Origin of the sequence: Mesorhizobium loti R88b, assembly GCF_013170845.1 — a bacterium.
Taxonomy (GTDB): Bacteria; Pseudomonadota; Alphaproteobacteria; order Rhizobiales; family Rhizobiaceae; genus Mesorhizobium; species Mesorhizobium loti_B.
In genome coordinates this window covers 5,205,456-5,228,278 of sequence record NZ_CP033367.1, presented here as the reverse complement: position 1 = coordinate 5,228,278, position 22,823 = coordinate 5,205,456, and the positions used below count along the sequence as shown (strand labels likewise).

The 22,823-nt window shown below is 62.0% G+C and carries 27 protein-coding genes; 16 read left to right on the top strand and 11 right to left on the bottom strand.

Annotation, left to right across the window (positions count from 1 at the left end; translation table 11 throughout):
• Window positions 1–239 precede the first annotated feature (239 nt).
• Together EB235_RS25640 and betI are read right to left on the bottom strand one after the other, a co-directional pair.
• The gene (locus EB235_RS25640; RefSeq protein WP_027034603.1) at window positions 240–1,013 is read right to left on the bottom strand and encodes an SDR family NAD(P)-dependent oxidoreductase; all 774 of its coding nucleotides are present in this window, start codon (window positions 1,011–1,013) and stop codon (window positions 240–242) included.
• Between the two features lie 106 nt (window positions 1,014–1,119).
• Window positions 1,120–1,758, bottom strand: coding sequence for a choline-binding transcriptional repressor BetI (gene betI / locus EB235_RS25635; protein ID WP_080680997.1), 639 nt, complete (start codon window positions 1,756–1,758; stop codon window positions 1,120–1,122).
• Window positions 1,759–1,840: 82 nt separating this feature from the next.
• Between betI and choX the strand changes: the two genes are divergently transcribed.
• The 3 genes from choX to EB235_RS25620 all read left to right on the top strand — a co-directional run bounded on the left by choX (window position 1,841) and on the right by EB235_RS25620 (window position 4,848).
• Window positions 1,841–2,779, top strand: a complete 939-nt coding sequence (gene choX / locus EB235_RS25630) for a choline ABC transporter substrate-binding protein (RefSeq protein WP_027034605.1) — start codon at window positions 1,841–1,843, stop codon at window positions 2,777–2,779.
• Window positions 2,779–3,615 carry an alpha/beta fold hydrolase gene (locus EB235_RS25625; RefSeq protein ID WP_051429827.1) on the top strand — a complete coding sequence of 279 codons (837 nt, stop codon included), beginning with the start codon at window positions 2,779–2,781 and terminating at the stop codon, window positions 3,613–3,615. The genes choX and EB235_RS25625 overlap by 1 nt, the downstream gene beginning before the upstream one ends.
• A gap of 102 nt (window positions 3,616–3,717) precedes the next feature.
• Window positions 3,718–4,848, top strand: a complete 1,131-nt coding sequence (locus EB235_RS25620) for a metallophosphoesterase (RefSeq protein WP_027034607.1) — start codon at window positions 3,718–3,720, stop codon at window positions 4,846–4,848.
• A gap of 46 nt (window positions 4,849–4,894) precedes the next feature.
• On the opposite strand, the gene EB235_RS25615 is transcribed toward EB235_RS25620, so the two are convergent.
• Window positions 4,895–5,047, bottom strand: coding sequence for a CsbD family protein (locus EB235_RS25615; protein WP_080681116.1), 153 nt, complete (start codon window positions 5,045–5,047; stop codon window positions 4,895–4,897).
• A 212-nt stretch (window positions 5,048–5,259) separates the two neighbouring features.
• Here EB235_RS25615 and EB235_RS25610 point away from each other — a divergent pair, with 212 nt between their 5' ends.
• The 8 genes from EB235_RS25610 (at window position 5,260) to EB235_RS25575 (ending at window position 8,953) form a co-directional block, all read left to right on the top strand.
• On the top strand, window positions 5,260–5,913 hold the full coding sequence (locus tag EB235_RS25610) for a glutathione S-transferase family protein (RefSeq protein WP_027034609.1): 654 nt from the start codon (window positions 5,260–5,262) through the stop codon (window positions 5,911–5,913).
• Window positions 5,914–5,944: 31 nt separating this feature from the next.
• The gene (locus EB235_RS25605; RefSeq protein ID WP_051429828.1) at window positions 5,945–6,274 is read left to right on the top strand and encodes a YciI family protein; all 330 of its coding nucleotides are present in this window, start codon (window positions 5,945–5,947) and stop codon (window positions 6,272–6,274) included.
• A gap of 299 nt (window positions 6,275–6,573) precedes the next feature.
• Window positions 6,574–6,783 carry a cold-shock protein gene (locus EB235_RS25600; RefSeq protein ID WP_010915421.1) on the top strand — a complete coding sequence of 70 codons (210 nt, stop codon included), beginning with the start codon at window positions 6,574–6,576 and terminating at the stop codon, window positions 6,781–6,783.
• 329 nt (window positions 6,784–7,112) lie between these two features.
• Window positions 7,113–7,340 (top strand): hypothetical protein, encoded by a 228-nt coding sequence (locus EB235_RS25595; protein ID WP_027034611.1) that lies wholly within the window; start codon window positions 7,113–7,115, stop codon window positions 7,338–7,340.
• Window positions 7,340–7,747, top strand: a complete 408-nt coding sequence (locus tag EB235_RS25590; protein ID WP_027034612.1) for a hypothetical protein — start codon at window positions 7,340–7,342, stop codon at window positions 7,745–7,747. The genes EB235_RS25595 and EB235_RS25590 overlap by 1 nt, the downstream gene beginning before the upstream one ends.
• Before the next feature lies 1 nt (window position 7,748).
• Window positions 7,749–7,913, top strand: coding sequence for a hypothetical protein (locus EB235_RS25585; RefSeq protein ID WP_080680998.1), 165 nt, complete (start codon window positions 7,749–7,751; stop codon window positions 7,911–7,913).
• Window positions 7,914–7,917: 4 nt separating this feature from the next.
• Complete coding sequence (locus EB235_RS25580; RefSeq protein WP_027034613.1) at window positions 7,918–8,265, top strand: YkgJ family cysteine cluster protein; 348 nt, start codon at window positions 7,918–7,920, stop codon at window positions 8,263–8,265.
• A gap of 76 nt (window positions 8,266–8,341) precedes the next feature.
• Window positions 8,342–8,953, top strand: a complete 612-nt coding sequence (locus EB235_RS25575; protein ID WP_027034614.1) for a LysE family translocator — start codon at window positions 8,342–8,344, stop codon at window positions 8,951–8,953.
• A gap of 48 nt (window positions 8,954–9,001) precedes the next feature.
• Here EB235_RS25575 and EB235_RS25570 read toward each other — a convergent pair whose 3' ends face one another.
• The 6 genes from EB235_RS25570 to EB235_RS25545 all read right to left on the bottom strand — a co-directional run bounded on the left by EB235_RS25570 (window position 9,002) and on the right by EB235_RS25545 (window position 15,452).
• The gene (locus tag EB235_RS25570; RefSeq protein WP_032926129.1) at window positions 9,002–9,442 is read right to left on the bottom strand and encodes a TadE/TadG family type IV pilus assembly protein; all 441 of its coding nucleotides are present in this window, start codon (window positions 9,440–9,442) and stop codon (window positions 9,002–9,004) included.
• Window positions 9,439–10,044: a TadE/TadG family type IV pilus assembly protein gene (locus tag EB235_RS25565; RefSeq protein ID WP_051429829.1), complete on the bottom strand. Its 606-nt coding sequence runs from the start codon at window positions 10,042–10,044 to the stop codon at window positions 9,439–9,441. The genes EB235_RS25570 and EB235_RS25565 overlap by 4 nt, the downstream gene beginning before the upstream one ends.
• On the bottom strand, window positions 10,041–12,113 hold the full coding sequence (locus EB235_RS25560) for a TadE/TadG family type IV pilus assembly protein (RefSeq protein ID WP_245268942.1): 2,073 nt from the start codon (window positions 12,111–12,113) through the stop codon (window positions 10,041–10,043). Before EB235_RS25560 ends, EB235_RS25565 begins: the two co-directional genes overlap by 4 nt.
• Window positions 12,114–12,387: 274 nt before the next feature.
• Complete coding sequence (gene groL, locus EB235_RS25555) at window positions 12,388–14,043, bottom strand: chaperonin GroEL (RefSeq protein ID WP_027034618.1); 1,656 nt, start codon at window positions 14,041–14,043, stop codon at window positions 12,388–12,390.
• A 62-nt stretch (window positions 14,044–14,105) separates the two neighbouring features.
• Window positions 14,106–14,402, bottom strand: coding sequence for a co-chaperone GroES (groES, locus tag EB235_RS25550; protein ID WP_006203049.1), 297 nt, complete (start codon window positions 14,400–14,402; stop codon window positions 14,106–14,108).
• A 252-nt stretch (window positions 14,403–14,654) separates the two neighbouring features.
• Window positions 14,655–15,452, bottom strand: coding sequence for a class I SAM-dependent methyltransferase (locus EB235_RS25545; protein WP_027034619.1), 798 nt, complete (start codon window positions 15,450–15,452; stop codon window positions 14,655–14,657).
• A gap of 86 nt (window positions 15,453–15,538) precedes the next feature.
• On the opposite strand from EB235_RS25545, the gene EB235_RS25540 reads away from it, so the two are divergent.
• Entirely contained in the window at window positions 15,539–16,390 is an 852-nt protein-coding gene (locus EB235_RS25540) for a hypothetical protein (RefSeq protein WP_027034620.1), read from the top strand.
• A gap of 30 nt (window positions 16,391–16,420) precedes the next feature.
• Here the strand turns inward: EB235_RS25540 and EB235_RS25535 are convergent, their stop codons facing one another.
• On the bottom strand, window positions 16,421–17,047 hold the full coding sequence (locus EB235_RS25535) for a TetR/AcrR family transcriptional regulator (RefSeq protein WP_027034621.1): 627 nt from the start codon (window positions 17,045–17,047) through the stop codon (window positions 16,421–16,423).
• Window positions 17,048–17,172: 125 nt separating this feature from the next.
• Between EB235_RS25535 and EB235_RS25530 the strand changes: the two genes are divergently transcribed.
• The 4 genes from EB235_RS25530 (at window position 17,173) to EB235_RS25515 (ending at window position 21,828) form a co-directional block, all read left to right on the top strand.
• Window positions 17,173–18,357 carry an MFS transporter gene (locus tag EB235_RS25530; protein ID WP_027034622.1) on the top strand — a complete coding sequence of 395 codons (1,185 nt, stop codon included), beginning with the start codon at window positions 17,173–17,175 and terminating at the stop codon, window positions 18,355–18,357.
• Between the two features lie 5 nt (window positions 18,358–18,362).
• Window positions 18,363–19,664, top strand: a complete 1,302-nt coding sequence (locus EB235_RS25525; protein WP_032926990.1) for a D-arabinono-1,4-lactone oxidase — start codon at window positions 18,363–18,365, stop codon at window positions 19,662–19,664.
• Window positions 19,661–20,806 carry a DSD1 family PLP-dependent enzyme gene (locus tag EB235_RS25520; RefSeq protein ID WP_027034624.1) on the top strand — a complete coding sequence of 382 codons (1,146 nt, stop codon included), beginning with the start codon at window positions 19,661–19,663 and terminating at the stop codon, window positions 20,804–20,806. The genes EB235_RS25525 and EB235_RS25520 overlap by 4 nt, the downstream gene beginning before the upstream one ends.
• 71 nt (window positions 20,807–20,877) lie before the next feature.
• Window positions 20,878–21,828 (top strand): bifunctional helix-turn-helix transcriptional regulator/GNAT family N-acetyltransferase, encoded by a 951-nt coding sequence (locus EB235_RS25515; RefSeq protein ID WP_027034625.1) that lies wholly within the window; start codon window positions 20,878–20,880, stop codon window positions 21,826–21,828.
• Between the two features lie 7 nt (window positions 21,829–21,835).
• Here EB235_RS25515 and EB235_RS25510 read toward each other — a convergent pair whose 3' ends face one another.
• Window positions 21,836–22,669, bottom strand: a complete 834-nt coding sequence (locus tag EB235_RS25510; protein ID WP_027034626.1) for an AraC family transcriptional regulator — start codon at window positions 22,667–22,669, stop codon at window positions 21,836–21,838.
• Between the last annotated feature and the right edge of the window lie 154 nt (window positions 22,670–22,823).

Sequence of the window (22,823 nt, the reverse complement as noted above, 5' to 3'; positions counted from 1 at the left end):
TCGTTGTTTACGTAAAAAGTTGCTGAATATATTCAGTCGGGATCATGGGTATGATAGGTCAATTGTTTCGATGGTTAACTGATGTGAAAGGGTATGTATAAATAGAGATTTGTATTATATTCCTGCCGACGAGGATCGCACCCGGTAGCCGATAACAGCCGCTTGGTTGATGATCGGATTTTATCCGGATCGGAACAACAACGCGCAAATCCGGTCTCCCGCAGTGGCGCAATCGGCGCTCACCCCGCAGTATATCCGCCATCGATTGCGAAGATGCCACCGCTGGTCCATGCGGCCTCGTCGCTGGCGAGATAGACCGCCATTCCGGCGAGGTCGTCGGGGCGGCCGATGCGGCCGAGCGGGTAGCTGCGTTCGACATAGGCTCTAAGCTCCGCCTGTGCCTCGGCTGGCAGGTTGTCGACGGTCTTGCGCCGCATGGCGGTGTCGACCGTGCCCGGCGCGATGGCGTTGACGCGGATGCCGCGCGGGCCAAGCTCGAAGGCCAGCGATTTGGTCAGTGAGTTCAACGCGCCTTTGGACAGGGAGTAGAGGCTCGATGGCCGCTTCGGGATCATCTTGCTGGCGAAATAGGAAGAGATGTTGATGACGGACGCACAGGGGCCGAGATGCGGCAGCAGCCCCTGGGTGAGGAAAAACGCCGCTGTCACATTGAGCGCGAAGGAATGCTGGAACTGCGCCTCGCTGACCGTTTCGAACGGGACGAGGTAAGCGACACCGGCATTATTGACCAGAATGTCGAGCGGCCGGCCGGAGGCTCTCACGTGCTCGATAATTGCTGCGATACCGGGGCTGGTGGCAAGATCGGCCGACACCATCTCCACCTGGCCGGCCGGGCCGAGAGCTGTCAGCTTCTGGCGCGCGGCTTCGAGCTTGCCGACGTCGCGCCCGACGATCAGCACATCGGCGCCTTCGCGCAGGAACGCTTCAGTGATTGCCAGCCCGATGCCATCCGAGCCGCCGGTCACCAGCGTGCGCTTGTCTTGCAGTCTCATCGGGCACTCCGAGGCTCGCTTTGGATCACCTTGAGAGCATCGCGGATCCTTAGCCATGGTCAAGCCGCCCGCCTATCGCACGGTATGAACTTCGACAGTCGCCAGTTTACGCGCCGGCGGTCGCAGGCCGGCGCATGGCGAGCCGCGCGCTGACAAAATCCTTGACCTGGCGGATCGCCTGTTCGCGCGAGACGCTGCCCGGCTCCAGGCCGAGCCGCAGCCAGAGCCCGTCGATCAGCGCGGTGACGCCAAGCGCGATGTCGTTGGCATCCTTGGGCGAGGTGAGGCCGTGCAGGCCGGACAACAGGTTCGAGCGCATGCGCGCGTGCAGCGCCTTCTGGATGCGCGCCAGCTTCTCGTCACGCGGCACCTCGGCACAGAGCGAAAGCCAGGCATGGCAGAGCGGCGGCCGGAAAAGATGCTCCTCGAAATTGCCTTCGATCACCGCATCGAGCCGCTCCATCGGCGTCCGTGCCAGGCGAAGCCGGGCGACCACCGCGTCGCGCAGCACGGCATTGGCCTCCCGCATCGCATGCTCGAACAATTCCTGCTTGTTACGGAAATAGTGCAGCACGATGCCCTTGGAGGCTCCGGCATGGGCGGCGACCTTTTCCAGGGTAGCACCCGCAATGCCTTCGCGCTCCAGCACCGCGAAGGCGGCCTGCCGCAATTCCTTGCGGCGTATGTCACCGAGACGTTTGAGTTTCACGGGTTCGATCCATGCATGACGAATCCACGTTGACATTTTCGTCCAGCCAGATCAACAATTGACCAGTGGGACAATAAAATGACCAGTAGGTCAATTTTAGACAAGAGGAGAACCGAAAATGTTGCGCATCCTTGCAAATGGCGTGTGCCTTGCCGTCCTGGCACTGGCGTCTCACGCGGCCCAGGCGGCCGAGGCTGAGCAGTGCAGGGCCGTTCGCATGGCCGAACCCGGCTGGAATGATCTGGCCTTCACCACAGGAGTGGCCAACGTCCTGCTGCAAGCGCTCGGCTATCAGTCGCAGAGCGAAGTGCTCGGCATCAACGTCATCTATGAGGGCATGAAAAACAGGGATCTCGACCTGTTTCTGGGTTACTGGGATCCGGCGATGGTCACCTATTACGAGCCCTACAAGAAGGACGGCTCGATCGAGAATGTCCGCCTCAATCTCGTCGGCGCCAAATACACCTTCGCCGTACCCACTTATGTCTGGGAGGCCGGGGTCAAGGACGTTTCCGACCTGCACAAATTCGCCGACAAGTTCGGCAAGAAAATGTACGGCATCGAACCCGGATCCAATCAATTGATGATGGACGCCATCGCCGATCCGGCCTTCGGCCTTGACGGCTGGCACGTGGTCGAGTCGAGCGAGGCCGGCATGCTTTCCGAGGTCGGCTATGAGATCAAGGAGAAGCAGTTCATCGTCTTCCAGGGTTGGGCGCCGCATCCGATGAACACCATGTATGATTTCAAATATCTGACCGGCGGCGACAAGTTCTTTGGCCCGAATTTCGGCGCCGCGACGGTGACGACGCAGGTGCGCAAGGGCTATCTGCAGCAATGCCCGAATGTCGCGCAATTCCTCAAAAATCTCGCTTTCGACATCGATTTCGAGAATGTCGGCATGGGCTACCTCATCAATGACGGACTGAAGCCGGAGGAGGGAGCGCTGAAGGCGATCACGCTGAACAAGAACCGCCTCGACGCCTGGCTCGCCGGCGTCACCACTTTCGACGGCAAGCCCGGCCTTGCCGCGGTCAAGGAGAAGCTCGGCCTGTGATGCCGGTCGCGATGGAGCCGGTGCCGGATACCTGGGCTGAGCAGGACGCCTGGGCCGGCCGCAAGCAATTCGCCGATCTCGGCGGCCTCGAGATCGCCTATGTAGAGGTTGCCGGTGCAGAGCCGGCGCTGGTTCTGGTGCATGGTTTCACCGACACCAGCCGCAGTTTTTCGCTGCTGGCGCCGCATCTCGCCAGCCGCCGGCTGATTATGCCTGACCTGCGCGGCCACGGCGCGTCGCAGGCGGGCGAGGGCTATGCCATCGCGGACTTCGCCGATGACATTGCCGGCCTGATCCGGCATTTGCGGCTCGATCGGCCTGTTGTCGTTGGCCATTCGCTCGGCGCCATGGTGGCCATCACTCTGGCTGTGCGGCACAACGACCTCATCGGCGGGCTGGTGGTCATGGCCGGCACGTTGAAGCCCGATTTCGCTTGGGATCATCCGCTCGTCGCGGGTGTTCAGGCTCTGCGCGATCCGATATCGCCGGCCGATCCGTTTTTTACCTGGTGGCACGCCTGCCGGCCTGGTGTGCCTCAGCCATTTCTTGCCGGCCTGGCGAACGACGCCTCGGCGATGCCCGCGGCGCACTGGCGCGCCATCCTGGAAGAGATTTGCCTTGCCGATCTGACCGATGCGGCACAAAAGGTGATCGTCAGAACGCTGATCATCGCCGGCGTCCTCGACCCGTTGTTCAGCGACGCGCATCAGGAGGCGCTGTCGCGTTCTCTATCTGGGGCAAGCCTGGTGCGCGCCGAGACATGTGGCCACAATCCGCATTGGGAGGACCCGGCCTTTGTCGCCGAGCTGATCGACAGGACGTTCAGGAGCGCCTAGAACCAGCGGTACCGTGCCAGACGTCATTCCGACGGCCCAGGCAGCCGTGACGTTGCTGAAACTGGACGGACAGACGCCGCTTGTGCTGAAACTCCATCGACGATGAATCACCGGTGGCCAAAATTGCTTTCACGACGCAGCTTTCTGGCGCAGGCAGCTGGCCTTGCCGCGGCTGGTGCGATTTCACGCCCGGCGCTCAGTCAGACCGGACAGCGCGTCCAACCCATCGACGCCACCTTCTTGTTCATCGCCGATGTCCATGCCTGCCGCATGGCAAGCGGCTTGAGCCCCAACTGCCAGTTGGAAGGCAAGACCGACGCCGCACTGTTGCGCAACGTTGCGGCACTGAACGCCGTCGGTGACAAGGACTGGCCGGCCGAGATCAACGGCGTCGCCACAGGCCTGCGTTCGGCCGGCAGCCGCATCGGCACGCCGCTCGGCCTTGTCGTCGGTGGCGACATCACCGATGATGGCGGCGGCCAGATCACCCAGCCGAGCGAGGGCACGCAACTGCTGCAATTCAGCCAGCGCTACAGCCAAGGCGTTGGCCCCGATCGCGTCCACATGCCGGTCTATGTCGGGCTCGGCAACCACGATCTCGATCAGAACGGTCCGCCGCACCATGTCGACTGGTACCGGCGCGAACTGCGCGACTATGTCGAGATCAACCACCGCGCCGGCGTGTTCTTCAAGCCGCCCGTGCCCGCCACCGACTACGATGTCGAGACCGACTGCTATTCCTGGGATTGGGGCGGCCTGCACCTTGTCCAGACGCATCGTTTTGCCGGCGATACGGGCCATGGCGCGGATAGCAGCCTGCCATGGCTGAAGCAGGATCTGACGACCTATGCCGGGGATGGGCGGCCGGTCATCCTGTTCCAGCACTATGGCTGGGACACATTTTCGACGGAACGGTGGGATCCTGCCAAGCGTACCTACGACGATGACGGCGCCGGTGCGCCGCACTGGTGGGGCGAAGCCGACAGGCAGGCGCTGCTGGCAGCGCTGAAGGGCTACAATGTCATCGGCATCTTCCACGGCCATCAGCATGAAACGTCGCTGATCTATCGTTGCGACGGGCTTGATCTGTTCAAGCCGAAGGCCGCCTATATGGGCGGTTTCGCCGTGGCCAGGGTGACCAGCGATGGCATGGACGTGGTGCTTGGCGAGGCGACCGATGACCACGGCGGGCTTGCTTTCACCAACGCCTTCAGCCGGGACTGGGGCACATGAAAAAGGCGGCCCTCGCGGCCGCCTTCTTCCTTCGACAAAACAAGTATCAGAATGCTTTCCTGACCTTGGCCTTCACATCGCCAAAGGCTTTCTGCACCTTGCCGGCGACCTTGTCGGCCATGCCTTCAACCTGGGTTCGTCTGTTCCCGGTCGCCTTGCCGGCAGCCTGTTTGACCGAGCCTTTGATCTGCTTGGCCATGCCTGCAATCTGATCCCTGTTCACCACTTTCGCATCTCCTGGGAGTCCTTGAATTCCGGGGAATTCATCCGCGCGAATAAACGGACTGGCATCGTTTAGGTTCCAGGCATTCTACCGCAAGCAGACGAAAAGAACGTGGCCGCCTTCCGGCGGCAAGGCTGGCAGGCTAGGCTATAGAGATGCGCCGACCAATCGTGCGCAGGGGGAGAAAAATGGCGGAATTCACGCTCTATATCGGCAACAAGTGCTTCTCCTCATGGTCGCTGCGGCCATGGGTGGCGATGCGGCATCTGGAGATACCTTTCGAGGAAGGCTTTGTGCGGCTGCGCACACCCGAGACCTTTGCCAATCTGGCGAAGGTGTCGCCGACCGGTCAGGTACCGGTCCTGAATCATAATGGCAGGATCGTCTGGGAAACCCTTGCCATCCTTGAATATCTTGCCGACCTGTTTCCCGACAAAAAACTGTGGCCGGCCGATATCGATGCTCGCGCGCTGGCACGTGCGGCGGCGACCGAGATGCATTCCGGCTTTCGCGAGGTCCGCTATGGCTGGCCGATGAATTTGCGCCGGCCGAAAGGCCACAAGCCGCTCGACGCCGAAGGCGAACTGCAGCGCGCACGCATCGAGGCGCTGTGGCGCGAGTGTCGCGAACGGTACGGCAAGGGCGGCCCGTTCCTGTTTGGCCATTTCACCGCCGCCGATGCCATGTATGCGCCGGTCGTCACCCGCTTCGACACCTATGGTGGCGATCTGGCTCCGGATACACGCGCTTATGTCGATGCCGTACTGGCAACACCGGCGATGCGGCAATGGTACGCGGAAGCGGCGAAAGAGCCGTGGCCGGAACCGGGACCGGATGAATAGGTCGACTGAGGACATCCCTAGGGAGGGCGCCATGGCCAGCAGTGACGGCCCGCGCGAGGCAACAGCGCCACGGATCTTCCATTGCCGGCTGATCCCACCCCGGCCCGACTTCGCCTTCACCATGACGGAGGAGGAGAGGGAACTGATGGGCCGGCATGCCGACTACCTGCGCGGCAAGCTTCGCGAGGGCGTGATGATCATGGCCGGTCCCGTCGCAGATCCGGCCGGCCCTTGGGGCCTGCTGATCCTGCGTGCCGGCAGCGAGGTCGAGGCAAAGGCGGTGACCGATGGCGATCCAGTGGCAAAGTCAGGTCGCGGCTTTCGTTATGAGATCCTGCCGATGATCAGCACGATCATGTAGGCCCATGGGTACAAGCAGGTTGCTGGAAAAGGCGTGAGGTTGGCGCCAGGGCATTCGCCGCCCGGCTTTATGGCCGCAACGGCGGCGGCTTGAGCACATGATTTCAAGCTCACACGCGTAGAATTTGACATCGTCGCGAAATGCCTCTACAAGAAATTCGTCGATATTTGTTTGACTGACTTTTGTTATCCGCGCTTTCGAGCGCGCCTTTGACGAACTTCCCACATCAAAAATCGAGACAAACGACGTTGTGCATTCGTATGACGGCGAACGAGTATTTGCCATGGAAAGGGTTCGTCATGAGCACCGGCACAGTTAAATGGTTCAATGCCACCAAAGGCTTTGGTTTTATTCAGCCTGACGACGGCTCGGCCGACGTTTTCGTCCACATCTCGGCTGTAGAGCGCGCCGGCATGCGCGACATCGTCGAAGGCCAGAAGCTCGGCTACGAGATGGTCCGCGACAACAAGTCGGGCAAGATGTCCGCCGACCAGTTGAAGGCGGCCTGAAAAAAGAATTCAGCCCTCCCGGTGACCACGGATGTACTGGCACCGGTGAATGGCGAATTCTGGCGCATGGCTGCGGAGACCTGAGTTTCCAAGGCACATCATGCGCATGAGAGGAGTGTTTCCTGTGCATCCATCTGGATGCGCGGCGCTCCCATGGAAGGTCAGGCGGTGCCTGGCCTTTTTCATTTTACGCTTGTTGGCGCTGAAAATGCGCTGCGCATTGGGCCGAACGTGCTAAGGGACGCTCCAGCAATTTGAATCCGTTGCCGTATTGCTTTGTGCGTGCGGCCTCGCCCTATCGGCACCAGGCTCCTGACAGGAGAAAGATTTTGACCGCCCATTCGAAGACAGCCGCCGAGCCGGCCGTGTCGCTGTTCAGCAAGACACAGACCCAGTCGATGTCGCTCGGCCGCATCATTTCCGAGCGCGATGCCGTTAGCGAAGCGCGTGAGGCCAAGACCGCCCGCTTGCGCGAACTGCGCCTGGAAAAGGAAGCTGACGAGATGGCAGCGGCTGCAGCGCTCGCTGCGCTGCCCAAACGAGCCGGAAAACGCTGATGGCCACCAAGCGCGTACCGCCAACGCCGATCGCGGCCGATGCCACTATTGCCGACATGGTCGACGGCCTCGACAAGCCGGTCGAATTTGTCCGGCGCGTGCTGGAAAAACTCGAACGCTGCAAGCGCGCCCATGGCGATGCCCAGGTGCGCGTCGGCGTGCGCGGTCGCGCCGAAGCCCCGAACTACCTGATCGAATATGTCCGCGAGGACAAGAAGACCCAGGAGCGGGTGACCCACCAGGATGCCGCCTACAGCGGCAGCACGCATCGTGAACTGGCGCCGCATCACATCGCGGAGGCCAGGAACTGGTCGCCCGAGGAAATGAACATCACGGCCGTCTCGGCGCTGATCGGCCGCTTGCGCAATCCGCGCGCTCCATCATCGCGTTTCGCCGACGAGGACTGACATGGCCATAAAATTCTCTACCAAGGACCAGCCGGCAGCACCGGCTCCCGCTGCAAAGCCGGCCAAGCCGGTTGCCCCCAAGGCCAACGAAGCTGCCGAGGCCGCGACCGATCTGTTCAAGTCGCCGGCGGACGCATCGAAGGGCAAGGCGGGCAAGAAGAAGTAGCGCCTTGCCGCAGGACGCCGATCGCAACCTTGCCGTTCTTGCGCGGCGTGGCTTGTTGACGCCCGATTTCGACTGCCAGAGCTGCGGCGCGTGCTGTTCCTATTCGGCCGAATGGCCGCGCTTCTCCACCGAGGATGACGCGCAGCTCGACCAGATCCCTGAAAAATATGTGGCGGCCGACCTGTCCGGCATGCGCTGCGAGGGCGTGCGCTGCTCGGCTCTCACAGGCGAAGTCGGCAAGTCGACCGCTTGCGGCATCTATGAATTGCGCCCGGATGTCTGCCGCGCCTGCATGCCCGGCGATGACGAATGCCTGATGGCGCGCCGCGCGCAGGGATTTCCGACCTCTTAGCGACGGCTGGCTGTGGCTTGTGCACACCCCGCTTGCTGGCTACGCTGCGTCAGGGCAGGGCGCCGGAGAAATCATCGTGAGCATCGAGTTTCTGTTGACGTCGCTGATCGTCGTGGCTTCGCCCGGCACCGGCGTTCTCTACACGCTGAGCGCCGGGCTTTCGCGCGGTGCGCGGGCCTCCATCATTGCCGCCTTTGGCTGCACGCTCGGCATCATCCCGCACATGGCTGCCGCCATCACCGGCCTGGCTGCGCTGCTGCACACCAGTGCGGTCGCCTTCGAGACGCTGAAATATATCGGCGTCGCCTATCTGCTCTACATGGCCTGGAACACGCTGAAGGAGAAGGGCGGCCTGAGTGTCGAGGACAATGTCGCGCCGCGCACGGCCGGCAAGGTGATTGCGACCGGCATCCTCGTCAACGTGCTCAATCCGAAACTGTCGATCTTCTTCTTTGCCTTCCTGCCGCAATTCGTCAGCACCACCGAGCCCAACGCGCTGTCGAAGATGCTGGAGCTGAGCAGCGTCTTCATGCTCCTGACCTTCGTGGTTTTCGTCGGCTACGGCATCTTCGCCGCTTCGATCCGCAGCCATGTCGTGTCACGGCCAATGGTGCTGACCTGGATGCGCAGGACGTTTGCGGGCGCCTTCGTCATGCTCGGCGCCAAGCTGGCACTGGCGGACCGGTAATCTCACGCTTTAGCTTTTTGTTTTGATGCAATTCCCCAGGGAATTGCATCAGGCGCCCTGGTTCGGGAAGCAAGCCTTGGCGCTGAGGTTCGGGCCATTGACCAGCGACGTCAGCAAGGCCGGCAGCACGGTCGCGAAGGTGTAGGAAACCTGGACGCTGGAAAAGCCGGACAGGCCCGAGCAGGTGGTGTTGTTGCTGACGGTGATGTTGGTGTCGCTCAGAACAATGCCGTCGGTTGCCGCCCTGCCGCTGATATAGCTGACCGCGCTGGGCGCATCGTAGACGCCGTTTAGCGTGCAGCCGCTCTGCAGCACGCCGACGCAACGCGCCCCTGCCGCGGCGACCTCATTCAGCACGTGCTGGGCCCAATACATGCGGCCAAACTCGAACGTGCCCATCAGCACCATCAGCAACGGCACAGAGAGCAGCGCGAACTCGACGGCATGGGCGCCGGACCTGTCGCGCAAGAAGGATCGACAACGGCTCATTGCGGCTGCACCACCGACTGGACGGTGATGTTGCCATTGCTGACGATGCCGAAGCCGCCGAAGAGCGGCGTATAGGGCTTGCTGGCTGAGATCGTCACGAATTTTCCCGCCAGCCCGCCGGCGCTGCAGATGCTGCCGCACGCCACCGGCGAACTCCAGGCCACGGCCCCCGAATTGCCCGGGCAGTAGCACAGGTCGGCATTGGCAGCGGTGCCGGTTTGGGTGGCCGTGGATGTGGTGGCGTTATACGCAAATGTGGGACCGTTGTTGACGAGCACCTGAATGTTGCCGCCATTGCTGCTCAGGCCGCTCGTAACAATCGTCGCGATGTTGCCGGCCAGCGCGCTGCCGCCGGAGGAATTGACCTTGTCGCCATTGAGCAACGCATAGTTCGAGCCGGCCGAGACCGCCGAACTCAGTTCGAACTTGGCCTTCAGCGAGCCGCCGATGTCGACAGTTCCGGCCAGGATGACGAGCAGCACGGGGCTGACCAAAGCGAACTCGACCGCCGACACGCCGGCTTTCTGGCGCCGCAGGAAGTCCGAGAATGACGAACGCCCGTTGCCAGGCAGGGCACGGCCGAGACTGAACAGCTTTCTCATTGCACGAGGCTCACCTTGCTGCTGGTGCTGCTCCCTGAGGCGGCGATGCATTCCGAAGCGGCGGCGGTGCCGCCCGACAATGTGATGCGCGAGCCGATCATCTGCAGGCACTTGGTCGTGTCGGTCTTCGATCCCAGCACGCTGGAGCCGCCATTCATGATGATGGGACCGTAGGGAAAGTAGAACGCGCCTGATATCTGGGCGTTGGAGCCGCCTTCGGCGAAGGTCGCGCCGCCGGTGTTCGTGGTCGCCGTCGGGCCGATCACCGCAAGCTTCGCCGTTGCTCCCGTTTGTGGTGCGCTGAGCACGATGTTGCTGTAGCCGGCGGCGACGCAGAAGACGTAACCGTTGCAGCTTCCCGAACTGGATTTGGCCTTGCCGGACAGCACCAGCGTCACATTGGCGCCGCTGACACTGATCGTGCTGCCGTTGCAATTGGCGCTGCCGCCGCCATTGCCGCCAAGCGCGAAATAGCCGTCCACGGTGTAGACGCCGGCTCCAAGCAGGATGGCGCCCGAGCCGATGAAATTGCCGGCGATGTCATGCTGCGCCGCGACCGGCACCACAAAGCAGCTGCCGCCACCGCCGCCGTTCACATTGCCGACGACCTGAAAGACGCTGCTGGCGCCTGTTGCATCGGCCATGATCGTCTGCGAGCCGCCGCCGAGCGTGATGGCGTCGCCATTGCTGCCGGGGCCGATCTTGTAGGAATTGGTCGTGCCCGAGCCGAAGGTCAGTGTTGAGCCACCAGTGTTGGTGTAGCCACCGGGGAGCTCGAAAATGCTCGGCCCGCCAAAGGTCAAGACGGAGGTGTTGCAGATGCTGACCTGTCCCGAACCGTTGCAGGCGGTGTCGCTGCGGCCGATCTTGAAGGTGCCCGCCCCAAACGTCGTGGTGGCGCCGCCTCCGGTGGTCAAACCCTTGGCGAAGTTGAAAGCGCCGGCGCCGAAGGTGGTGGTTCCGCCCGTGGTCACCTGCTTGCCGAAATTATAGGTGCCGGCACCGAAAGTGGTGGTTCCCGCTGTGGTGAGGGTCTTGGCGAAATTGTAGGTGCCTGGCCCGAAACTGGTCGTGGCGCTGGTGGTGAAATCACCGGCGAAATTGTAGGTGGTCGTTACCGCGCCATTCAGCGCGAAATTCAGGTTGATGCCGCCACCGATAGTGACGTTCCCCAAATTGACGGTCGTCTTGCTACCGCAACTGAACGTCCATGTCGGCTGCGACCAGGACGCCGTGCAGCCAGCGGCTACGGCCGCATTCGTTGTCGCGGTTTGGTCCCATGCGAAATCAATGCTGGTGCCGGTCGTGTTGGTCGGAGCCGATGGAGCGGTGGTCGCCGACAGCGCAGCCACGGTTGAAAACCGCGCCACGGCCGCCGTGACAGCTGCATTGCCGGCCAGCGGATCGGGGGTCGACTTCTTGGTGATGACCGCTGCCGCCCCGCCTGGGCCCGTAATGCCGCTGCAAGGTTGGCTTGGAGCGGCTGCGGAATTGTAATTGACGCCGATCGCCGAAATGCTGGTGCCGCAAGGCACAGTCACCGTGTTGTTGGACGAGACGGTGCATTTCGGCGCCGAGATCGAGGTGCCGCCGCTCAGCGTCACGCCTGTCTGCGTGCCGTCAAGCGCCAGCATGCATCCCGGCGTCTGCGGCTGCGCGCCAACTTCGGCCACCGAATTGGCGTAGATCTGCAATTGCTGGCGATCGTTCAGGACACGTGCCAGGAACAGCGTCCTGTACGTGTTGATCGACACCGAAACGGCGTTGACGCCTGCCGTTCTCGGCGAGGCAACCAGGCTGACCTGGACATTGGTGGCGGGAACGCCGTTGAGCACCGCGACGCTGACGGCGGTGGCTGTCATCTGGTCGGTGGACTTGTTGGCATTGTAGGCAAGCGCGCCTGCATAGGCTGACAGGTCGGCTACACGCTGATTGTCGGCCCGCTCGACGAGCGCTGCGCCATATTCGGTCACCAGGGCGGCCATGCCGATCAACACCGGCATTATCAGTGCCGAGATGATCAGCACGTTGCCGTCGCGGTTCCGCAAAAATCGCCGGAAAAATTGCATCGCTGATTACCCGACACGCCACACGCAGGATCAACCTGGCCGTGCTCTCACCCTTATAGTAATCGCAAATATGTTAAAAAATATTGTCCGACAAATTTGCGCGGCGTCGCCAAGGCGTAGTCGAAGTTGCTGATTTTGCTGGGAAATTGCACAAGAATGAGGCAGCTGCACGGTCAATTGGTGCAGCTCCCGCTGGTCGCTATCGTTGCAGGCGGCAATGAAAAAGGGCGGCATCGCTGCCGCCCTTTCCGTAAGCTTAGCCGGGTTGGCTGGATTAGAAATCCATGCCGCCCATGCCGCCCATGCCGCCGCCGCCCATGCCGCCAGGCATGCCGCCGCCAGCCGAGTCCTTCTTCGGAGCTTCGGCAATCATGGCTTCGGTGGTGACGAGCAGGCCGGCGACCGAGGCCGCGTCCTGGAGAGCCGTGCGGACAACCTTGACCGGATCGACGATGCCCATGGCGATCATGTCGCCATACTCGCCGGTCTGGGCGTTGTAGCCGAAGGTCGCGCCCTTGTTCTCAAGGATCTTGCCGGCAACGATCGAAGCTTCCGCACCGGCGTTCGAGGCGATCTGGCGGGCCGGAGCCTGCAGAGCACGACGCACGATGTTGATGCCAGCAGCCTGGTCGGCATTGGCGCCGGTGGCCTTGATGTTGGCCGAAGCGCGCAGGAGAGCGACGCCACCGCCAGCGACAATGCCTTCTTCCACGGCCGCACGGGTCGCGTTCAGAGCGTCGTCAACGCGGTCCTTCTTTTCCTTGACTTCGACTTCCGTCGCACCGCCGACGCGGATCACCGCAACGCCACCCGCCAGCTTGGCGAGACGTTCCTGCAGCTTCTCCTTGTCGTAGTCCGACGTGGTTTCTTCGATCTGCTGCTTGATCTGGGCAACGCGGCCCTGGATCTCGGCCTTCTTGCCGGCGCCGTCGACGATGGTGGTGTTCTCCTTGGAGATCGACACCTTCTTGGCGCGGCCGAGCATGTTGAGGCCGACATTCTCGAGCTTGATGCCGAGGTCTTCCGAGATGACCTGGCCACCGGTGAGGATGGCGATGTCTTCCAGCATGGCCTTGCGGCGATCACCGAAGCCTGGAGCCTTGACGGCGGCGATCTTCAGGCCACCGCGCAGCTTGTTGACAACCAGCGTGGCCAGGGCCTCGCCTTCGACGTCTTCCGAGATGATCAGCAGCGGCTTGGAGGTCTGCACGACGGCTTCGAGAACCGGCAGCATGGCCTGGAGGTTGGAAAGCTTCTTCTCGTGCAGGAGGATGTAGACGTCCTCGAGCTCGGCAACCATCTTGTCGGCGTTGGTGACGAAGTAGGGCGAGAGGTAGCCGCGGTCGAACTGCATGCCTTCGACGACTTCGAGTTCGGTCTCGGCGGTCTTGGCTTCCTCAACGGTGATGACGCCCTCGTTGCCGACCTTCTGCATCGCTTCCGCGATCATCTTGCCGACCGACTCGTCGCCATTGGCCGAAATGGTGCCGACCTGAGCAACTTCCTCGGAGGTCTTGATCTTCTTGGCAGCCTTGCCGAGAGCCGCGACGACTTCGGTGACGGCCAGATCGATGCCGCGCTTCAGGTCCATCGGGTTCATGCCGGCGGCAACCGCCTTGTGGCCTTCCTGGACGATCGACTGCGCCAGAACGGTCGCGGTCGTGGTGCCGTCGCCGGCGATGTCGTTGGTCTTCGAAGCAACTTCGCGGACCATCTGCGCGCCCATGTTTTCGAACTTGTCTTCAAGCTCGATTTCCTTGGCGACGGTGACGCCGTCCTTGGTGATGCGCGGGGCGCCGAACGACTTGTCGATGACGACGTTGCGGCCCTTGGGGCCGAGGGTCACCTTCACCGCGTCGGCGAGGATGTTGACGCCGCGCAGCATGCGCTCGCGGGCATCACGGGAGAATTTTACGTCTTTGGCAGCCATTTTTTAGCTCCTGGCAAGGGCTTGGGGTAAGCCCGGAATTCAGTTGACGGTGAGGCCGATAATCAGCCGATGATGCCCATGATGTCGGATTCCTTCATGATCAGAAGGTCTTCGCCATTGAGCTTGACTTCGGTGCCCGACCACTTGCCGAACAGGATGCGGTCGCCAGCCTTGACGTCCAGCGGGACCAGCTTGCCAGCTTCGTCACGAGCGCCGGAGCCGACAGCGATGATCTCGCCTTCCTGCGGCTTTTCCTTTGCCGTATCCGGGATGATGATCCCGCCGGCGGTCTTGGATTCGGATTCGACCCGGCGAACGACCACGCGGTCATGAAGCGGGCGGAATTTCGACTTTGCCATTTTTTCTTCCTCGATGAGAACGGTGAGAAACAGTTCCTCCATCCGGCGGCGCCGGATATGAGTTAGCACTCACCAAAGGCGAGTGCTAACGTCGCGCTGAAATAGGCGCGGGGCTTTCGAGAGTCAAGGCGCGTGGGAATGGGCTATCGCAGGAAATTTTTCTCGTGCTGGCCTGCGATTGCGCAAAATCCCGACCGCCAACGCATCAACTGCAGAGCCGGCTGTCATCCGACAACAGGGGGTATACAAGGCTTACAGCCGCCTCGGCGACCCAAGCACCAGCAGCGGGCAGCGTTCCGCCAGCGGGTAAGAGCCGCTCGGCACGACGCATACCTCGCCGAACCGGTTGCTTGCCTCGTCGATCAGCGTGGCCAGCGTCGCGAAGCTGTAGCTTATGTCCGAGCCGGCATAGACATCGACTGTGTTGATCGATGTCATGCTCCATCCTGTTCGTGCGGCAAGAGCTTCGCGATCGGGGAACATGCTATCGAAGGTGTCGCGGATCGTTCGCACCTTGACTGTGAAATCGCCGTCGTCGCTCGTGCAGGCCATTGCGATGCGCCATTTGAGCGCGTGGAAATTCTCGACTCCACCGGCCAAAACCAGAGCTTCGATGCTCTGCAAATCATCCGCTGTTTCTGGCCGTGCAAAAACGCGGATCGCCGCGCGCCTGCAGGGCTTGAGCACTCTTGCGATTTCCCCGAACAGCGTGTGGCGTGCAGCTTTGGTATCGACCGCCGAGAGGCATCCATCGCCGATGACCGCGTCGAAACTTGCCTGCTCCAAGGGGAGGCTGAGCCAATTTCCCGCCATCGCCTTTCGCGAGGCGTTGTCGCCGGCCCATACGCCGGAAATCATGGTTGCTGACTGGTCGATCGCCAGCATCGATCTGCCCAGGACTGCCAGTTCAGGGGTCACGCCGAGCAGAAGAACGTCGGCATTTCCGAGGTCAAGTTCGCGATCGAATATGCCAACTGTTTCCGCGGTCGGCCGCAGCGGGGCGTCCAGCAACTGCCAACGCTGGTGATAATTATCCCAATGATTTGTCATTCAAACCCGCTGGAGCCCAATAAGGTCTGGCATCGACTAATTAGAGCGGCTTAATAGAAGCGGGCATTGAAGCCAAGGGGTTATAAGTGGCGCGCATCGTTATCATAACGCATGAGCATGACCGGTTCCTGGGCAGGCGAAACCTGATGTTGCGCAGGGGCAGCCCCTATCTGCTTTTCGATGTTTTGGAGGACCTGAAAAGGCGTGGTCATTCGGTTCGGATCCAGCCAGGCCCGTCAAAGATATGCGATGGTGATATCGCGGTTCTGCATGTCGATGCGACAATAACGCCTGCGGACCATGTTGACTATGCCAGGCGTTTTCCGTTCTGCCTCAATATCGGGGCAGCCGATATCTCCAAACGACACATCAGCGGGGCGCAGATATCACAAGGCGATGCCTGGCAAGGCCCGGTCATCGTCAAGAGCAACCTGAACTATCAGGGCTTTCCGGAGAGACTCCTCAACCGGCGATCGAAGCGCGCGGGAAAACCGCAGCCTTTTCCACATCTGCCAACCCTGCAGCCCTATGAGGTCTATGGATCGGTCGGCGAAGTTCCGGACGGCGTCTTTGAAAACGATGACCTTGTCGTGGATAAATTCATTCCGGAAAGAGAACCCGACGGTTTCGCAGCACGTTTCTGGGTGTTTTGCGGAGAGCGTGAACGCTGCACCCGCTACGTCTCGCCAAACAGGCTGGTCAAGGCGTCGGAAACGATCCGCCGTGAGACCGTTCCGGTTCCAGAGGAAATACGCGAGCGGCGGCGTGAACTCGGCTTTGACTACGGGAAATTCGATTTCGTCATGCATGAGGGCAGGGCGATCCTACTCGATGCCAACAAGACCCCCGGCCGTCCCCAAAAACTGATGAAAATGTTCGCGGCCGGCGCTGCCGATCTGGCCGACGGCTTCGAAAGCCTCATCCGCCAGGCGAGATAGGCCACAACGGATCATCGTCATTATGCCGGTCTAAAGAAAAAGCCTCAACTGAGTGTGGATGATCGACCGGTAATCCTCGATGGTCCGGCGGCTTTCGGCCTCACCCTCCGCAAGCGCCAGACGCACGACGCCGCCGGCGAGCTGGAAGATCAGCAGAACCATGCGTTCGAACTGCTCCTGCTTTTGCGGATCGAGCAAAGGGATGACATGGTCGCAGAACATCCGGGCCTGATGCCGGGTTTCAGCGATGTCGAGGTTCTTGAGCGCCTTGTCGGCCTGGATGGCGTTCTGCAGATCCTGGATGGCTGGATCGCCGGCGACGCGGTTGTGGTAGTCGTCGAGCAGCCGGTCGGCAGCGGCGATGACGTCCCTGGCTTCGCGGACGTCGGCGATGATCGCAGTCAATCGCGCGCGGCTGACCTCCGAAAACCGCTCATAGAGCATCGCCAGGATCGCCGACTTGTTGGGGAAGTAATGGTAGACGGTGGCGATCGGCCCGCCCGCCAGCATGCCGACCTCCTTCATGGTGACGGCATCGATGCCCTTCTCGCCGATCAGCCGCATGGTCGTTGACAGGATCGCGTCGATGCGCTCGCGGCTGCGCTCCTGCTTGGGTTTGCGCCTCGGTTCGGTCGCTGTACGCCTTGCTTCCGTCATGCACCGGTCTTTCGCACGCATTGGCAAATTCTGGTTGACAAGAAATATGATCAAGTATCAGTTTCTGAAATACTGACAGGTTGTCAGCTTTTTCGGCGCACGGCAAGGGACGTTGGGAGGCGGCTTTGGCATCTGGTGACGCGCATACCGGAAGCGGCGACTGGCTGGTCGGCAATCCGACCGGCGGACAGCTTGCCTCCGCCCTGTGGATCGGGTCGGTCGGCCTGCTCATTCTCGGCCTGCAGCCCGTCCTGCTCGGCGCCCTCTACACCGAGGGCCATGTCAGCGGTGACGAACTGGCGCTGGTTGCCACCGCCGAGATGATCGCCATCGCGATCGGCTCAGCGATCGTAGCGATGCTGCTCTCGGCCCACAACATGCGCTGGAAAAGTGCGGTCCTCTTGCTCTTGCTGGCGCTGGCGAATGTGTGGACAGCCTATGCCGCCGGCGCCAACACGCTGATGGCGGCGCGCGCCCTGGCCGGTCTTGCCGAAGGCGGCCTTGTCGCGGTCGCCACTGAACTGATCGCCCGTTCGCGCCGGGCCGAGCGCATCGGCGGCTATTTCGTCACCATGCAGACTCTGGCGCAATGCGCGCTGGCGCTGCTGCTGGCACTCTATGTCATTCCGGCCCACGGTTCGGCTGGCGGCTTCCTCATTCTCGCGGTCGTCTGCGTCCTGTCGCTCGTGGTCGCCTTCATTGTCCCCGCTGACTACGCCGACCTGCCCAAGGAAGAGAATCTGGCCAATGTGCTGACGGTTCCGTCGATCACCGCACTGTTGTGCGTCTTCTGCTACTTCATGTTCTTTGGCTCGGTCTGGGCGTTTCTCGAGCCGCTTGGCGCCCAATTCGGCATCGATGGCCGCACCGCCGGCCTGATTGTCTCAGCCAGCCTCGCGGTTCAGGTCCTGGGCGCGATGTCGGCGACCGTGTTCGAGGCCCGTATCGATTATCGCATTGCCATTGTGGTGATCGGTGTGGTGGCGCTTTTGTGTTCGCTTGTTCTCGCCAGCGGACCTGGCCTCACCACATTCTGGGTCGCCACCCTGGTCATGGGCTTCATCCTCCTGTTCATCGTGCCCTATCAGATACGGCTGGCGATCACGGCGGATGACACACGCACGGCCGTGCTGCTGGTGCCGGCCGCGCAGCTCTTCGGCCTGGCGATCGGGCCTGTCGCGGCGTCGCTGCTCATCGACGGCAAGGATTTTCGCCCGGTGCCGGAGTTCGCCGCCGCCAGTGCCTTGGCCAGCGTGCTGCTGCTCGGTCTTTTTGTCTTCGTGGCGCGGCGTCGCCGGGTTGTCGCGTGAGCACCATGCCGAACATTTGGAGCAACTGGTCCGGCTATGTCACAGCTCAACCTCGGCTGATCGCCAGCCCTGCCGATGCGGGCGAGCTCGGCGATCTCGTGCGAACGGCACCCGGCCCGATTCGCGTCGTCGGCGCCGGTCATTCCTTCACCCCGCTGGTGAAATCCGAGGGCACGATCTTGTCCCTGGAGAAGCTCGAGGGGCTGGTCTCGCATGACGCCGAGAAGCATCAGGCGCGCGTGCGGGCAGGGACGCGGCTTGGTTCGCTCATGCACATCCTGCAAGGCATCGGCCAAGGCCTGCCCAACATGGGCGATATCGACCGCCAGGCGATTGGCGGCGCGCTGGGAACCGCCACCCATGGCTCGGGACCGACGCTCGGCGCCTATCACACGCAGTTGGAGACGGTGCAGGTCGTCGACGGGCTTGGCAAGATACGCGACTTCACCAGGGCAGGGGATCAGGACACGATCCACGCCATCGGTGTGGCGCTCGGTGCCTTCGGCGTCTTGAGCGAAGTGACGCTCAACAACATCGCGACCTACCGGCTGCGGCGGCGCAAGTGGGTGCTGCCGATCGCCGACATGCTGCGCGACTTCGAGAACATGATGACCGCGCACCGATCGGCCGAGTTCTACTACATTCCATTCTCGGGCTATGCGCAGTTCATCGCCAGTGACTTCAGTGATGCGGCGACCGCCACGCGCCCGACCGAGGATGATGAAGGCTCCTTGCGCACGCTGCGCCGGCTGCGCACCGGGCTCGCCTGGCTGCCATCGCTACGCCGGCGGCTGATCCTCGGTGCCGTCGCCAAAGTGCCTTCCGAGGATTACGTGCAGGACTGGCTCAACGTCTATGCCAGCGACCGGCAGACCAAATTCAACGAGATGGAATATCACCTTCCGTTCGAGGAAGGACCAAAGGCGCTGGCCGAGATCATCGAGCTGACCGAGAAGCGCTTTCCGGAAGTCTATTTCCCGATGGAGGTGCGCAGCGTCGCACCCGATCAATTCTGGCTCTCGCCCTTCTACAACAGGCCGACCTGTTCGATCGCCATTCACCATGACGCGGCCAGTGATCCATTACCCTTCATGCAGGCGGCTGAGCCGATCTTCCGCAGATATGGCGGCAGGCCGCATTGGGGCAAGATGCACAGCCTGAAAGCGGCGGACTTCAAGAAACTATACCCGCGCTGGGACGATGCCATGGCGGTGCGCCGCGACATTGATCCGCAAAACCGCTTCATATCGCCCTATATGGCCGGGCTGTTTGGCATCGAACCCAGACCTTTTGGCTTAGAACAATGAGTGCGTATTTCACCACGCTTTCGGATGCACTGAAGCAAGCCGGCATCTTCCAACCCTGCCTGCTGCTCGACCTCGATCGCCTGGATGGCAATATTGCCCTGGTGAAGCAGAAGCTTGACCCCGGTCTTGCCGTGCGGCTGGTCGACAAGTCGCTCGCTTGCCTGCCGCTGCTTTCGCATATCGGCAAGGCGCTTGGGACCGATCGCTTCATGACTTTCCATCCGCCGATCAGCGCGGCGGTGCTGACAACGTTTCCGGAAGCGGATCTCCTGTACGGCAAACCGATGCCCGTCGGGTCGGCAAGGGCGATGCTTTCCAAGGGTGATGTGGCCTGGTCGCGTGTCTGCTGGCTGATCGATACGCAGGAGCGGCTGGTGGAATATGGCGCGCTGGCAGCCGAACTCGGCATCGAATTGCGCATCGCCTTCGAGATCGATGTCGGTCTGCACCGCGGCGGCTTCGCCGAACCGGAGGCTTTGTCACAGGCGCTGAGGGTGCTGCCGACCCACAAGGGGCTGCGCTGCGAAGGTGTCATGGCCTATGAGGCGCATGCTCCGCACATTCCCGGCCTGTTCGGTGGCCCGGCCAAAGCGTTGGCGCAGGCCTCGGACCGGGCCGCCGCTTTCGTGGCGCGCCTCGGCGTGGACCAGCGCCATATCTTGAACATTGGCGGCAGCAAGACGGCGCTGCTTCACCATGGCGGCGCTGCCAATGAAGTGTCGATGGGTTCGGCTTTCGTGCTGCCCAGCGATTTCGACACGCCTGGCCTCGAAGGTTTCCAGCCGGCCGCCTTCATCGCGACGCCGATCCTGAAAGTGGTCGAGCCGATGTTGCCGGGTCCGCCGGCGGTTACCCGCCTGCTGCAAGCGCTCGGCCGGTTTCCACGCAAAGGCTGCTACCTCTATGGCGGCAAATGGATGGCCGAACCGGTTTTTCCCGCGGACATGAAGACGAACGGCCTGCTTGGTCTCTCGTCCAACCAGCAATTCATGGGCCTGCCTGCCGATAGCACGGCGAGGCCAGGCGACTACGCGTTCCTGCGGCCGACGCAGAGCGAGGCGGTACTGCAGCAGTTCGGGCCGATCGCGGTGCTTTCCGGCGGCAGGATCGTTGATCGCTGGCCGGTTTTGCCGATGATGTGATCGTGTAGGGGAAATCCGAATAGTTGACTGCGTCAAGTAAATGGTTGATCCTGTAAAAGACAGGAGATGCCATGACGATTCACCATCAGCCCAACAATAATGCGCCCAACAAGCAGCTGATCGATGCCGTGCGGGCCTTCAACCGCTTCTACACCCGCCAGATCGGGCTGCTCGACGAAGGACTGCTGAAAAGCGCCTTCTCGCTGACGGAGGCGCGCGTGCTCTACGAACTGGCGCACCGTGACGGTCTGACCGCGACCGATCTCGGGCGCGATCTCGGCCTCGATGCCGGCTATGTAAGCCGCTTGCTGAAGAAGTTCGAGCGCCTTCACCTCATCGCCAGGTCGACGCTGGTTTCGGACGCCCGGCAATCGGCGATTGTGCTGACGCCGGCGGGCAGGACTGCCTTCGCGCCGCTGAACAAGGATTCGCACGACCAGGTCGCGGCCTTGCTCGGTCGGCTGCCGGCGTCGGAGCGGGACCGGCTGGTGAAATCCATGCGGACGGTCCAGGCCCTGCTGGGCGAAAGCGCCGAGCCGAAAATCCCTTATCTGTTGCGGCCACTGCAGGTCGGCGACATCGGCTGGATCACCCGCCGGCAAGGGATGCTCTACGCGCAGGACTATGGCTGGGATGAAACCTATGAGGCGCTGGTCGCCGAAATCCTCGCGGCCTTCGTGAAATCCTTCGATCCGAAATGGGAGCGCGGCTGGATCGCCGAGCGCGATGGCGAGGTCGTCGGCTCGGTCTTCGTCGTGCGCAAGTCGGAGCAGGTGGCGAAGCTGCGCCTGCTCTATGTTGAACCGTCGGCACGCGGCCTCGGCATCGGCAAGCGGCTGGTCGAGGAATGCATCGGCTTTGCCCGCGCCAGGGGCTACAAGACGCTGACCTTGTGGACCAACGACATCCTGACCGCCGCCCGGCACATCTACCAGGTGGCCGGCTTCAAATTGATCGAGGAAGAGGCGCACCATTCCTTCGGCAAGGATCTGGTCGGCCAGATCTGGGATCTGGAGCTGTAGCGGCGCCTCATGATTTGACCGGTATCCAGATCTCCAGCCCGCCATTGCCGCGGCGCGGGTCGAACTCCGGGCCATAGCGTTCGAATTCGGGCGCGTCCGCTATTTCGTGCCCGGAGGCCGGCAGCCATCTGTTCCAGATCGTGTTGACGGTGCGGCGGATGGTCGAGATGTGCTCGCGATGCGAAAACACCGCATATTTCTGGGCTGGTACCCGTACGCGGCTGAACTCCTTTGGCAGGTCCGAAAAATCGGAGACCTCGACGCCGGCGATATAGTCGAAATTGCCGGCATCGTCGCCATTGACGCAGACCCCGTAGGCGACGTCGCCCGTCTCGCCCGGGATGTTGCCGATATAGGGGCCGAAGCGTTGCCATTGCATCGGAATGGCGGCGCTGGTCTCGCAACTGTAGCGCTCGCCAAGCCCCGCGATCAGGAACGGCCGGCTGGTCTCGAAGCGCGGTGGTTCGAGGTTGGTGAGAAAAGACTGGTCCATCAGGATCGGCTCCACGAGATCGATTGTCTTGGTCGAGCCCTGCGCGCGCACCAGTTCCGGCGTGGTGCCGAACTGGTCGCGGAAGGCCCGGGTGAAAGCCTCATGCGAGTTGTAGCCGGCATCGAGCGCCACCGAGAGAATGTCGGACGCTCCGCCGGCCAGCTTGCGCGCCGCTTCGGTCAGCCGGCGCGCGCGCATGTAGCCCATGACAGAGCGGCCGGTGGCGGCACCGAAGGCGCGCGTCACATGAAAGCGCGACACGCCGCTGCTTTGGGCGACGTCGTCGAGTGTGACAGCCTCCGGCAGATGGCTCTCGACGAACCACAGTGCTTTCTCGGTCGGGTTCATGGCTCCTCGCAGTTGGCCGGACCATCTTGCAGTTTCCGTCTGCGTCAGTTTGATCGAATTTGCGCAGTGCGCAAATTCCGCCGCAAAGCGCTATCGAAGCGATTGCGCAAACGTTTCGATGGCGCTATCGTCCTCTGAAGTCCGCCATAGCCTA